We start from the raw sequence: 14,278 nt of genomic DNA on the forward strand, positions 1-14,278 counted from the left end.
TCGATTTATAATGAAAAAGTGGCTAATGCCCGCATGCCGGGCTGCTATTGTATTGCTCTGTACCAGCAATCATTTATTTGCCCAACACGAATTTACAGTGCGCGGCGAGCTGGGAAAAGATCAACAGGGAATGATAAGAATCACTTATTCCAACCGGGGTGAAATGGTGAAAGACTCGGTTAATTTTAAAGATGGCAGGTTCACCCTGAGCGGTAAAATCACCTCTCCCACTCAGGCTGTTGTCGTTATTAACCCGCTTTACGGACGAATAACCTACGACCAATACATGGCACTGGATCAACAGGAGTTTTACCTCTCGCCGGGCGTCAATACCATCGAAGGCAAAGCAGGACTCAAAACAGCAAAGATTACCAATGGCAAAGAGCAGGCATCTTTCAGGATTCTCGACAGCCTGCACCGGCATTTTGAATCCCTGACCGAGGCGCTGATGCGCTCCGGCCAGGCACATTATGAAGCCAAAGACTCTATGGGTGTCCAACTGGTCAGGGATTCCATGACGGTGGTGCGCACACAAAGCGCTCTGGCCGACAGCAACTTTATCCTCAGCTATCCGGATTGTTTTGTGGCGTTCGATCTTTTTGTTTTGAGGTATGAAACCCAGGCGCTGAAACTGCCCGAAGCACAAACTGCGTTCGAGCGGTTTACCGCTCCCATTCGTGAGTCTTACCAGGGAAAGCTGTTCGCAGCCAGGATCGCAAAAGCCCGGCACCTTGCCCCGGGAACAATGGTTCCTGATATAAACCTGCTCGATACCACCGGGCAGCAGATATCCCTGTCCTCTTTGCGCGGCAAATATGTTCTGCTCGGTTTCTGGACAACGCTTTCCGGCGGGACGCCTGCGTTTATGCAATCTTTAGAGCAGATCCGGCTACAGGTAAATCCTTCCACTCTTCAAATCTATGCTGTTGGCATTTCGCCGGACTGGAATTTCTGGACGCAAACCTTGTCCCGCCACAAATCTTCCTGGATCAATGTCATTGATCTGGATGGGATTACCGGCACCGGTGCGAAAAGTGAAACCGCCAAAGCGTTTGACCTGGGCATTATGCGGCTGCCGCAAGGTTACCTGATTGGACCAGAAGGCAAAATCCTGGCCGGCGGACTAGCTTTTGACGAACATCTCGCAGCCACCATTCAGTACTTGATAAAACAAAAACAGACAGATAAATGAAAAAGCTTTTGTGGATCACAGCATTGCTATGCCCGCCTTTAGCACATGCCCAGGTAAAGATGAGTGTACACGGACAAGTCAGGCACCCGGCGGGCACCCGGCAATTGTATTTTTTTGAAAGACGGAACCAGATTCCTGTTTTGATAGATTCAGCCAATATCAGTAGTGACGGACAATACATAGCCAACCTGCACCTGAAACGGGAAGGAGCTTACCTGGTGGGCGACAGAATGGGCGGACAATATGCTTTCTGGGCTACGGGAAAAGACCTGGTGATGGATATTGATGAGCAGGAAATGCCCATTGTTGCGAATGATACCGATAACCAGATTGTGCACCAGGTGAATCTGGCCATCGCACAACGAACAAAAGACTACGGTACCAATCCACGACAGGCCTTGCAATCTTTCAGTGAAAAACTGACGGTGCTGATCCGCGCCAACGCTACCCACCCCGGTGTACTCTATCCGCTAAGTTTCTTCAGTTTTGAAACGGATTCCGCTCTTATTGGCGAGATCCTCCCAACCCTGTTAAGAAAAAATCCATCTAACGCCGCAGTGAAAGCTTATGCTGCTGCAGCCGTGAGATTACAGCAAGGTTCGCCGGCGCCGGACTTTGATTTCGTGACCCCAACGGGCGAGAAAAAGAAACTCTCCGCAGCGCTGACCGGATCCAAATACGTGCTGGTAGATTTCTGGGCTTCCTGGTGCGGCCCCTGTCGCTCCGGCATCCCCGGGATCAAAAAGCTCTACGACGAATATAAAAACAAAGGGCTCGACGTGCTGGCTATTTCACTGGATGCCAAAGAGGAAGAATGGAAAAAAGCGCTGGCGGAGGAGGAAATGACGTGGCGCCAGGGACGGGTACTGGACAAAGGTGTATACCTGATGGAGACCTACCGTTTCAGCGGCATCCCTTACCTGGCGCTCTTTGACCAGCAAGGCAAAATTGTGACCGTCAATGTTAGCCACGAAGCACTGGAAAAGAAATTCCTGGAATTGATGGGGCCTCCCGATCCGGTAGCAGCCACACAAACCGAATACAGCTCACTGGAGGCTGATGATGTTGAAAAAAAGATGATTACAGATGTGCTTTCCCGCAATCTGCAGCCTGAATACGAGACCGCGCTCAAGGGAAGTACACAGGAGTCCTTTGTGAAAGCATACACGGACCAGCTCAAAGCAACTGCTGATCTCAAAGGTTTCCAGGCTGGTAAACTATTCTACTCGTTACCGGATTACTATAGGGAACTTATGAAGCTGTACCGGTCGCCGGTAGCGGATAAATCCAGGGAATATGGCCAGTTGGAAGCAAAACAGCTCCGTTACCTGCGTTACCTGTTCAATAAACCCCAATATGAAAAATACCTGCGCTACCGCAAAGACCACCCGGTATTGCCGGGAGCTGTACCGCTGGACTCCGCCGTTAGAACCGGGAAGCTACCTAACGGTTTCACCTACTATATTCGTCGCAATGATCAACCGAAAAACCAGGTACTGATGTACCTGGTCAATAAGGTAGGGTCCATTCTTGAGCAGGAGCATGAACGCGGGCTGGCTCACTTTATGGAGCATATGAACTTCAATGGTACGCGCCACTTTCCGGGTAACCGGCTGGTGACCTACCTGCAAAAGGCAGGCGTTCGTTTTGGTGCAGACCTTAATGCCTATACAAGCTTCGACGAAACGGTATACGAGTTGCCACTTTCCACCACTGATCCCAGCCTGGTTGATTCAGGTTTATATGTCATGCGGGATTGGGCCAATGCCGCCACACTGGATTCGTTGGAGATTGAAAAGGAACGCGGGGTAGTAGTCGAAGAAAAGCGCCTTGGAAAAGGGGCGACAGAACGGCTGAGAAATAACTTTTTGCCGATAGTGACTAATCAGTCCCGGTATGCGGAGCGGTTGCCCATTGGTACTGATATGGTGCTGAAGAATTTCACCCGCAAAGACCTGGTACAATTTCATCGCAATTGGTACCGTCCGGACTTGCAGGCACTGATCGTGGTGGGTGATATCGATGTTGATCAGATGGAAAAGACCGTGCGGAGCATGTTTGCCGATTTGCTTTCCGCTCCCGGTGCTCCTCCGCGAACTCATTATGAGGTACCACTGACAGGTAAAAATCAATTTTTGGCTCAAACGGATCCGGACCTCACCAATACACAATTACAAATCCTGGTGAAACAGAAGGGCCAGCAGATAAGCTCCGAAGCTGATTTTATTGCTTCCATGAAGCGGACCCTGTTTAACAGTATGCTTGGCAGAAGAATGCAGGACGAACTCAATCCCCTGCCAGATCCGGGATTCACGTCAATTAGAGCAAGCGTTCAACCGCTGATGGGTGGGCTCGATGCTTTTTCCTATGATGTGACTGCCAAAGATGGAATGTTAAAACAGGCAGTGCAACAGGGCTGGCGTTCACTGACCCGCGTGACCAAATATGGCTTTACGCCTGCAGAACTGGACCTGGCTCGCCTCTCCTATCTCCGCTCCCTGGAAAATGCCAGGATGGAAGCAAGCAAAACACCATCCCGTAGTTATGTATCCGAATACCAGGCTCATTTCTTACATGGTACAGCCAGCCCGGGCCTCGATTGGGAGTACCAGTTTGCAAAAGCCAATATCGGCGCTCTTACTGTTGCCGATATCAATGCGCTCATTCCCTATTATATTGGGTCCACTAATCAGGATATCCTGATTCAGGCACCGGACAAACAAAAAGACCAGTTGCCGGATGAAGTAGCAGTACGCCGGTGGCTGAACGAAGTGGCAGAAGAAAATCTGGAACCAGTTAAGGAGGCAGGATCTCCGGTAAAATCATTACTGGACCACGACCCAACGCCGGGAAAAATCGTTTCGTCCCGCCGCAACAAACAAATGGGAACCGAGGAACTTACTTTAAGTAACGGGATCAAAGTTGTACTAAAGCCTACCCGGTTTAAAAATGATGAGATCAGCTACAACGCATTTGCGCCCGGTGGTACCTCCCGCTACCCTGATTCCATCTACCTGGCTGCAACCTTGTCGGCCCGCCTGCTAAGCGGTTTTGGCATCGGCAAATTTAGTCCGGCTGATCTGGCACGCATCCTCAACGATAAAATCGTCAATGCAGGCATATACATTGGTCCCCGCTCCCAGGGCATCTTTGGCAGCGCTTCCACCAAAGACCTGGAAACTGCACTGCAGTTAACCTATCTGCAATTTACCAGTCCGCGGGCCGACAGCCAGCTGTTCACCAATGCCATCAACAGTATGAAAGCCTCACTGATAAACCGCTATGCCGATCCCTCCAATGTGTTTAGCGATACTATCAATAATTTCATGAGTGGTTATAGTCCGCGTAGCGCCACTCCGTCGATTACACAGGTGAATCGTGTAAAGCTGTCTGATATAGTGTCAATTTACCGCGACCGATTCGCAGACGCTGATGGCTTCACCTTCATATTTGCAGGCAATATCGATAGCATAACGATCCGGCCATTACTGGAAAAATACCTGGGTTCGCTGCCATCCCTGCAACATAAACAAAAGGCAATAGATTACAAAGCAACGGTACCTGCCGGCCGCATCACGAAACAGGTATTTAAAGGCAGTGAAGAAAAAGCAACTGTCAGGATAATGTTGGGGGGCCAGGACAACCTCACGCCGATGAACAGGTTATTGTTAAATGCTATGGGCGAAGTTTTGCAATATCGCTTACTGGAAAGTCTCCGCGAAGAAGCCGGAGAAGTGTACAGCCCCTCTGTGCGTACTTCAACGGTGAAATATCCCGTTTCACGATTTGGTATCACCATTTCTTTCGGTTGCGCCCCTGTCAATGTCGATCACCTGGTATCATTGGTAGAAAAAGCTATGAAAAAACTTGTAGAAGACGGAACCAGTGCTGAAGATCTGCAAAAATTCAAGACGGCCTTTATCAAACAAACAGAAGCCGCCCTGAACACCAATGATTTTTGGTTAAGCTATTTGAGTACACAATATGAAAACGGTGAAGATGTAGCTCAAATCAATCATTACCGTGAATATCTTGATAAACTGACGTCGGCCTCATTTAAAAAAGCGGCGGCCCACTATCTGAGTGGCAAAAACATGATCCGATTCGTGTTATTGCCAGAAAAGATTTGAACACCAGGAGAAATGAATGTCGAACATCCATAAAAACCAGAAGGGTGGCTTGTCCTGGCCACCCTTCATTTTTATAATTATATAGCTTCCGAAACAGCCGCACGAAAATTAATTCTTCCAGGTTTTCTCTCCCTTCTTCATCTTTCCCAGCGTAACCATATAGTTTTCTTTTTCGCTGCCGGATGCCAGTTCCACCGCCTTTTCCATTACCGCAACCGCTTCCTTAGTCTTTCCTGACTTGTGAAGGAGGCCAGCGTAGACATTCATAAACTCCCGGTTGGCGCCATCTTCAGCCAATGCACGTTTGCTCCAACCCAGTGCCGCGGTAATACAATCCCTGTCAGGGCTGTTCTCAAAAATAGCCCGGGCAAACACATTAAATGTTTCTTTATCAGTAAAAGCGGGCCCGTACTTTTTCATGTATGCCATAACGCTTTTCTGAAAATTCGGCCAGTCATTTCTGCTCATATAATATTGGGCCTTGAATTTTCCGACTACAGGTTCAGCGTGGGCAGGATACTTCGCTGCCACGGATGTTTGAATCGCTTTCCAATCGGGAACCGAACCTGCGGAATTCGTCAACAACGGCATTACCTCTTCATTAAAAATAACCTCCTGCACCCTGTTATTCGCAACCCCGGCACCCAGCACTTCGTCTACCCTGTTTCCATAATTCATAAAAATTTCAAACCCCTTCAGCTTACCCGAAGAAGAAAAGCGATTCAGAAACAGTATATTTTCTTTTGTAAGCAGGTCGTCCTGGGAATTTACATACATATCAGCATACCTGAGTGCATTGTCTTTTTCCATAACCTGCTGAGACATAATAGCCAGTTTCTTCATCATGTCCGTATTCTTTTTGTCCGACTGCCCGAACTTTTTCACAAGGGTATAATATTGTTTTTCCGGGTCTAAGGCATCAGTAGATTTAGTAATAAGACGGTCAGCATCTTCACTTCCCGGAACCCGGTGTACCAGCTCCCCATCCGGCGAAAAATAAAGGAATGTCGGCATTGACGGGAGTTTATATGTGTTATGAATCATTTGAGCGTCCTTATACCACATTTTTACATAATCATCATCTTTATCAGTCTTGTCCAACTGCAACTTTACGCAAATGAATTTGTCGTTGAAAAAATCTCCCATTTCTTTCCTCGGAAACAGCTCTTTGATCATTTTAACACAGGGTGCGCACCAGGTGGCATAACAGTCCATAAAAATATACTTGTTTTCAGCTTTTGCTTTTGCCTTTACCTGTTCCCACGACAGTGCGTGATCGAAATGTACACCCGGTCCTTCCGTTGCTGTTTTTGAAGAAAGCAATTCCGACAACCTGACCGAAAGTTCATTATCACGGAGATCCCTGGCGATGATCACGCCGTTTGTATCCAGGAGGAAGTTCAGTGGGATGCCGGTAATACCATACATTGCTACAACCGGGCTTTCCAGCCCTTTCACATCAGAAACCTGCGTCCAGGGAAGCTGCTCATCATGGATGGCTTTCATCCATTTCTCCCTGTTTTCATCCAGGGAAACGCCGAGAATTTCAAAGCCCTTGTTCTGAAAAGCTGCGTAACTCTTTTTCAGATATGGGATCTGCATACGGCAGGGTCCACACCAGCTTGCCCAGAATTCAATCAACACATATTTCCCGCGAAACGAAGATAATGCCACCGCATTCCCGGCCGTATCAGGCAAACTGAAAGCCAGCGCAGGATTGCCAGCCACCAGTGAAGCAAGGCCTTTCATCCTGTTGCTGACTGCCACCATATCCGCCCTGTTCCTCAGTTCCGGCGCTAACGCGGCAACCAGGTTTCCGATTTCACGTGCACCGGATGTTTCTGCCAAAGCAGCCCGGCCTTTTAATATGGCGACATTGATCAATGCCGAAGGATGCTGAACGATAAAATCTGACTCGATACTTATCTGCAGCTTTTTCAGACTATCCATCTGCGCAGCATAGAAAGCGATAGAATCAGCTTTTCCGGGAAACTCACTGGCCAGCGAAACTTTCAACTGCTTTCTGAATGCATTGCCAAATGCAGTACGTTGCTGTCTCAGGCTATTATCCAGCTTCATAAATGCAGCCATTTCAACATTTCCCGAGATCACCATATCCTCCAAATCGTTGCCGGACACATGAAGTTTCCCTTCCATGAGATAGAAGTAGCGCGTCTGATTTCCCGCAAGTGGGTCCGCCGCCCGCTCCGCCTCACTCACCGCTGTCTGCATGGTGAAGTACACGGGAACTATATCGCTTTTTATAGTGCCTTTAAAACTGAATTTCCCGTTCACAATCACCGCGCTGTCGCGCAGATAAGCTCCAGGATTCCTGGATCGCTCCACCAGCGAAACTTGCTGAAGCAGAAATATCTTCCCTTGTTTCACCTTTTTAAAGTTACCACTGATAAAAAATGACTTCTCTCCCTCACCCGCAAAAACTTGAAGGGTGGAAAAAAGGAATGCCAATTTTATCATAACCATGTACAACCATATAGTTTTCATCACATCAAAATTTAATTAGGTAATAATATCACTTCAGCAGTTCTGCCAACTTTGCATACAACCCGTCGTTCCTAAGATTGGTCGCTACAATAATCCCATTTGGATCGATCAGGAAATTCAACGGAATTCCAGTAACAGCATATTTTGATACAATCTTGCTGCTATGCCCTTTCAGCTCCGACACCTGCGTCCAGGGAAGCTTGTCCTCATGAATGGCCTTCAGCCATTTCTGCCGGTTGTCATCCAGGGAAATACCCAGAATATCGAAATTCCTGCCTTTGAAGGTTTCATAACTTTTCATCAGATACGGTGTTTGTGACCTGCAGGGACCACACCAACTCGCCCAGAACTCAACGAGTACATATTTTCCCCGATAAGAAGACAGCGTCACACTATTGCCCGCTGAATCCGGCATACTAAATTCCAATGCCGGCTTTCCCGGTACCAGCCGGGAAAGCACCAATAATCTTTTTCTGATTACGCGCATATCCTCCCTGTTTCTCAACAACGGCGACAAACCGGTCAAAAGCACTTCCATCTCTTCAGCATCTTTCGTGTCCACCACCTCAGTCATCGATCTGAACATAGCCATACTCAGCAATGATGCAGGATGATCTTTAATAAATAGCTTTTCGGCTTCACGGTATTTATCCGCAAGTTTTTCTGATGCTACCGAATAGGCTGCAAGCGAGTCCTGTTTGCCGGGAAACCCATTCATCGCACTGATGAGGCGATATTGCGATCCGATGCGGGACAAGGTTGCATTTATCGGCCCGAGTATTCCTTCCAGGCGCATTAAATCGTCAGCCTCTGCAGTGCCCGCGAACATGATGTCTTCCAGACGGTTGCCGGAAACGACAAGCTTTCCGGGAGACAGGTAAAAATGACGGCTGCTCATGCCAGCAAAGGGATTTTCAGCAAGCTGTACTTCCGTTACCGGGACATGCATCGTAAACATCGCAGCAACAATATCATCCTTCAGTATTCCTTCAAACCGGAACCTGCCATTCACAAGTACCGCACTATCAGCCTCCTGCCCGCTGCGGTATTGTTTCAAAAGAAACACTTTACTTTCCCTTACCTGATGCAAAGTGCCTTCGATGGTGTAGTTTCTGTTTACAGGGGCCGCGAAAAGACAGACCGCTGTCAGGGAAAATGCGAGTGCAGCAAGCAATCCGCCGGTTAACTTTTTTTTCATTTTCTTCTATTTTCAGATCTGATAATTATTTATTCCCGGGTCGTTTACAAAATAAGGGTATGACCGGCCTCGTTCCGTTCCGTGGTCAGCAGTCGGGAAGGGCCGGAAACGGACCTTATCACTTTTTCAGTTAAAACCTTACCTGGGATTCTGCGTCAGCCCGCCGGCGTCAATTTCCGACTGTGGTATAGGCCATGTATATCGCGGATCGTTGGGCGGTAATTCATAGCGATTCCCCCCAATCTCCCGCACAAGTATTTGCGCGAACCGGGGCTCCTTATTCAGTCTTCTGAGATCCTGCCACCTTGTGCCGCGAAAGACCATTTCTTTCCGCCTTTCCAGGAGGATTATCTTCAGCAGCTTTTCAGGATCTTTTTCCGTTACCGGAGAAAACCAGGAACGATCGATCCTGTTTTTCAGCAGCAGGTTCAAATCATCAAGCGCCTTGTCTATCTTATTGGTCCGGGCATTGCATTCGGCGTTCAGCAGATAAATTTCGTCGGCCGCCAGGCCGGAAAAATAAGAGTAGGCAGCATATGATCCTTTAAAGACCAGGAATCTGTATCCATCAACATCAATATAGGGTCTGAAATAAACTTTATACCGGATATCTCCCGGTTCGTACAGCGCCAGCAATGAAGGATGAAATTCAGCTCTGTCTTTGAATACGGAATTGAGTGCAGTAGTATAACCATTGTCTGACACGGAATAATAGATCATTTCCGGATTGCTGGCGCCGTAATCTGCGGCAAAAGCGTATTCATAAAAATTGGCAGGATCATCGGCGCCTAATGTATTGAAGTCTATCAGTTGTCCGCGGAGCGAAAGACAGCGTTCTGCATATTGCGCCGCTTTTTCATATTCCTCCATCAAAAGATACGTTTTTGCAATAAGAGCATAAGCCGCAGCCTTTCCCGGCCTGATATAATTGGTTCTTTTTGTTTCCGCCGGAAGCAGCTCCGCACTTTTCAGTGCATCATCCAATATCTGTTTGTAAGTTTCGTGGACAGACGATCGCTTTACTTTTACCGTAACATCGGGTTCCAGCCTGAGTGGAAGCCCATTGGGATTGTCACTTCTTTCATAGGGAAAAGAAAATTGCTGTGCAAGATTATAATAATGAAAGGCTCTGAAAAAAAGCGCGCTACCTTTTACATTGTTCCATGCAATCTGTTCATCGGGCGTTGGCTGAATGGATTCAATCCCGTAGAGGGCATGATTTGCATAAAAAATGTAGAGATAAGAACGGCTCCAGTCCATATTTTGCTCATACTGAAGCATGTTGATTTTCTGCGACCACACATACACATCCCGCAGGTAAGCATTGCTTTCCGTTGCCAGTTGATTCCACCGCTTCTCCGTAATGATAAACTCGTCGCTCCCGTTTGCACCAAAAGTATGGGCGGTATTCCCCGGAGCAAAATTGTAATCGAGTATTGCCTGAAAATCGGCAATGGTGTGCGGAACCTGAAGGCTTTTTAGTTGTTTTACTTCAAGAAAATCGTTGCTGCATCCTCCCAACATCAGAAGAAAGACAAACCCTATATAATATTTTAATAAAAGTTTCATGCTTAACAGGAATTGAATTGTGCGTTAAATGGATAACTGGATGCCTGTATTGAACTGTATTGGTTGCGGATACCTCGCATTCGGCGTAGCAGGATCGATATTATTGCGATCTGCCTTCCACAAAAATCCCAGGTTACGTACATACAGATAAATTCTTACCGCCTTGAAAACTGCAGGCGCTTTTTTCCCTGTTGGAATCGAGTAATTCAAACTGATATCCTGTATGGCAATATGATCCCCCTTTGAAATCAGCGTCTCTGAAAAAAGATAAATGGTAGATTCGTTCTGATCAAATCCATTCAGACCGCCGCCGGCGGGAACATTGGTAACCAGCTCATCACCGGGCTTCTTCCATTTATGAAGCAGATCGGTATGAAATAAGCCCGATCCCGTATACTCCATACCGGGAAATAAAGATGATCTGCGGTAAACATATCCTGCTTTCCAACTAAGCAGCACACTCAATTGCAGCCGTTTCCATTCAATATTATTTAATATGGAACCATAGTATGGCGGATTGGTAACACCTGCATACACCATATCTTCCGGCCGCAGCGAGGCCATATAACCGGCATAGTCGGTCGACTTCTGACCATCCTGATAAATAATCATCTTTCCGTTTGAAGGATCCAATCCGCTCCAGGGATAAGCATAGATCCCGGATATCGATCTTCCAATTTCCAGCGGAATCTGATACCCCAGCGTACCAACATAGGCGTTACCATTCAATGTACCGGAATTGTAATAATTCTTCACCTTATCTGCGGCGAAATTAAATAACCACGTTGTCTGCCAGTTTACAGCCCCTTCCAGGTTCTTTGTAGTTATTTGAAGATCCACCCCTTTTGTTTGCAGCGATGCATAGTTATACCGGTATTGCGATACCTGATAGTTGGCGGTATTTATACCTGTGGATGGCGGAAGAAAAGCATCCCCGATAAGATCATTCGATTTTTTTGTAAAGAATTCCAGGCTTCCGCTTATCCTTTCATTAAATACCGACCAGTCAACCCCGAGATTAAGTGTATTCACCTGCTCCCATCTAAGCGATGGATTACCCGGCGAAGTAATGCCGGCATACGGCTCCAGATCCGGATTCAGCGCTATGGCAGATGCATAATCGATCACCGGGAAAGTGGAAACCGACTTGTTTACGTTTCCGCTGCTGCCGTATGTTGCGCGGAATCTGAGCTGGTCCACCCAATCGGCTTTAAAGAATGGTTCCGAAGAAAGATTCCAACTGGCTCCGGCCGACCATAGCAGCGTACCTTTCTGGTTGGTTTTCACCCCAAATAAGTTGGAACCATCCCATCTAGCACTTCCACTCAGAATATACTTCGATCTGAAAGTATACGAGGAGTTTGCGAAGTAAGATAAGTACCGGTCAATTCTATAAAAAGTATTTTCTGTGGCGCCGGGTATTGGCGCACTGGCCCATGAAGTATACAATTTATAATTTTTGACAAAGTCCATCCTTGATGTTCCGATACCCCGGTCCGGGTCATAATTATACAGGATGGTTTCCGGGAAACTCTCTTCTATCGTCTGCCTCGCTTCCGCCCCACCCAGGAAGGCCAGCTCATGTTCAGCCATGCTTTTGCGCGCGTTGAGCTGAATTCTTCCGGAATGCTGCACACGTTGTACAGGGCTTCCCAGTTTGAGTATCCCTCCATAAGGAATCGGCCTTTCACCGTTTGGCTGGGTATAATTGTTGACAAGATTTCTTACGTAGTATGTTTCCTTATCGTACATATACCGGGTCGATGATTTGTCTTCGGTATACTGATAGGTTGCATCAATATCCATACCTTTAACCACCTGGTACCGGAGGTTGCCCAACAGATTCAGGAATGAAGATGATGAGGTATTGTCGGCACGCCTGATTTCTTCCAGGGGGTTATAATACCACGGCAGCAGGCCTCTTTTTTCTGCGCTGTCTGCGATAGCGGTGCGGATCCGATATTCGATTTTAGCCGGATTTCCATACTCATCTACAAGCGCAGTATACGGCTGTAAACCTGAAGTACTGCCCGCCAGGTCTGTCATTGTGAAAGCGTTGTTATTTGCGTTTGTTCTGCTGTAGCTTATCCGGGTGTTTATTTCAAGTGTTTTTACTGGTTTGAACGCATTCTGCACATTCAGTGTCAGCCGCTGGTTATCGGCACCCACCATCGCGGAACGCATCTTGTCATATCCCACAGAAAAGAAATACTTGTTAACGTTGCTTCCGCCATTAATGTTTAATGCGTATTGCTGTTGAATCGACTGCTGATACAGGTATTTCAGCGCATCATTGCGAATATCCGTATTTTTCATCCGCTGTTCCTCTTTCAGAAATGCTTCTTCACTGATCAGGTGATCACGCTGTTTAATGAGTAGCTCTGCATAAGGAGAAAAAGCAATCATACCATTTTCATCTGTCTGCCAGTCGCCGCGGAGAAATTTCTCTTTCTGTATCTGCATAACCATTGACGAAGGCATAAAACGTTTGTCATAAAAAAGATCCGGCTTTCCTGAAACAGCTGTATTTGCAGAAAACGACACCTGGGCTTTCCGGTTATAACTTCCCTGCCTGGTTGTAATTACGATCACTCCGTTTCCGGCGCGGGCTCCCCATATCGATGCCGCTGCGGCATCCTTTAGAATCGTTACGCTTTCCACATCATTGGGGTTTATGTCGCGGATATTTCCTTCGAAAGGGAAATTATCGACAACGATCAGGGGCGAAGATTCCGACATGATCGTGGCCCTTCCCCTGCTCTCCAACTGCAACTCCCCTACATTTTCACCTTCTGCATTTGTGCGGTTGAACAGGAGCCCGTTGGTTATACCTTCGAGCCTGGTCAGGATATCCGGCCCCGGGCTCCGGTTTATCATTTCCCTGGTTATTTGCGTAAAAGACCCTGTAGCCCTTTCTTTCGGCAACTGTTGGTATCCGGTTGAAACGATCGCCACTTCGCTTATGCCTGTCTGCATCACCCGTAATACAATTAATTTTTCTTCCGGCTTTCCATCTGCAACAAACTCCACTTTTTTATATCCCACGAATGAAACAATTATTTTATCGCCTTCCTGTGCTTCCAGTGAGAACCAGCCTGTTTTATTGGTAGTAACTCCGCCAGATTTTCCTTTTATCTGTACAGTAGCCCCTTCCATCGGATAACCGATAGAATCCAATACCCGTCCGTAAACATGAACAGGTACGGCTTCAGGCTCCGTGGGAGTAACGGGAGAGGAAACCGGATCAGGAACAGATTTTTGGGAAAGAAAAATGGTTTTGCCCTGGATAACATATTTTATATGCTGGCCTTTCAACACCAGGTCCAACAGTGAACGCAGGGGCATCGCGGATACATTCAGCGAAATGGAACGGCTGTCTGAGAAAATTCCCTCATTGGCCATAGTTACGTAGCCCGTTTGCTTTTCAACAGCGGAAAAAATATGCTGCAGAGAAATATCTTTCCCTGAAAGCGTTACCTGCTGGGCCTTACTCTTCCCATACACAGCAAAAAAAGAAACGATTAGCAGAAAAATAGTCAATTTCATGACTAACAGGATTTTGGTTGCGATCCCGGGAAGACCGTTACCCAACATCCGCGGCTCTCCGTACAGGGTAGCAACGAAACGTCCGGGCATAGGAAACCTGGAACCAAATGCAATTTTTTGCATAAATTAGCACAGTTT

Annotated in this window: 6 protein-coding genes; 2 read left to right on the plus strand and 4 right to left on the minus strand. The window is 47.2% G+C overall.

Features of this window, described 5'->3' with window-relative positions:
- The first annotated feature begins 10 nt into the window (after positions 1-10).
- Together B5Z18_RS02420 and B5Z18_RS02425 are read left to right on the plus strand one after the other, a co-directional pair.
- Positions 11-1,192 carry a TlpA disulfide reductase family protein gene (locus B5Z18_RS02420; protein WP_079467800.1) on the plus strand — a complete coding sequence of 394 codons (1,182 nt, stop codon included), beginning with the start codon at positions 11-13 and terminating at the stop codon, positions 1,190-1,192.
- Positions 1,189-5,322 carry an insulinase family protein gene (locus B5Z18_RS02425; RefSeq protein ID WP_079467801.1) on the plus strand — a complete coding sequence of 1,378 codons (4,134 nt, stop codon included), beginning with the start codon at positions 1,189-1,191 and terminating at the stop codon, positions 5,320-5,322. The genes B5Z18_RS02420 and B5Z18_RS02425 overlap by 4 nt, the downstream gene beginning before the upstream one ends.
- Positions 5,323-5,430: 108 nt before the next feature.
- On the opposite strand, the gene B5Z18_RS02430 is transcribed toward B5Z18_RS02425, so the two are convergent.
- The 4 genes from B5Z18_RS02430 to B5Z18_RS02445 all read right to left on the minus strand — a co-directional run bounded on the left by B5Z18_RS02430 (position 5,431) and on the right by B5Z18_RS02445 (position 14,263).
- Positions 5,431-7,806: a redoxin domain-containing protein gene (locus B5Z18_RS02430; RefSeq protein WP_159454160.1), complete on the minus strand. Its 2,376-nt coding sequence runs from the start codon at positions 7,804-7,806 to the stop codon at positions 5,431-5,433.
- A gap of 49 nt (positions 7,807-7,855) precedes the next feature.
- Entirely contained in the window at positions 7,856-9,025 is a 1,170-nt protein-coding gene (locus tag B5Z18_RS02435; protein ID WP_079467803.1) for an AhpC/TSA family protein, read from the minus strand.
- Between the two features lie 138 nt (positions 9,026-9,163).
- Entirely contained in the window at positions 9,164-10,594 is a 1,431-nt protein-coding gene (locus B5Z18_RS02440) for a RagB/SusD family nutrient uptake outer membrane protein (RefSeq protein ID WP_079467804.1), read from the minus strand.
- A gap of 24 nt (positions 10,595-10,618) precedes the next feature.
- On the minus strand, positions 10,619-14,263 hold the full coding sequence (locus B5Z18_RS02445) for a SusC/RagA family TonB-linked outer membrane protein (protein ID WP_079467805.1): 3,645 nt from the start codon (positions 14,261-14,263) through the stop codon (positions 10,619-10,621).
- Between the last annotated feature and the right edge of the window lie 15 nt (positions 14,264-14,278).

Origin of the sequence: Chitinophaga ginsengisegetis, assembly GCF_900168065.1 — a bacterium.
GTDB lineage: Bacteria > Bacteroidota > Bacteroidia > Chitinophagales > Chitinophagaceae > Chitinophaga > Chitinophaga ginsengisegetis.

What these genes read in the sequence shown, in the direction of transcription:
- B5Z18_RS02435 (WP_079467803.1), bottom strand. Translation starts at nt 9,025, where the DNA reads ATGAAAAAAAAGTTAACCGGCGGATTGCTTGCTGCACTCGCATTTTCC.
- B5Z18_RS02420 (WP_079467800.1), top strand. Translation starts at nt 11, where the DNA reads ATGAAAAAGTGGCTAATGCCCGCATGCCGGGCTGCTATTGTATTGCTC.
- B5Z18_RS02430 (WP_159454160.1), bottom strand. Translation starts at nt 7,806, where the DNA reads ATGGTTATGATAAAATTGGCATTCCTTTTTTCCACCCTTCAAGTTTTT.
- B5Z18_RS02425 (WP_079467801.1), top strand. Translation starts at nt 1,189, where the DNA reads ATGAAAAAGCTTTTGTGGATCACAGCATTGCTATGCCCGCCTTTAGCA.
- B5Z18_RS02440 (WP_079467804.1), bottom strand. Translation starts at nt 10,594, where the DNA reads ATGAAACTTTTATTAAAATATTATATAGGGTTTGTCTTTCTTCTGATG.
- B5Z18_RS02445 (WP_079467805.1), bottom strand. Translation starts at nt 14,263, where the DNA reads ATGCAAAAAATTGCATTTGGTTCCAGGTTTCCTATGCCCGGACGTTTC.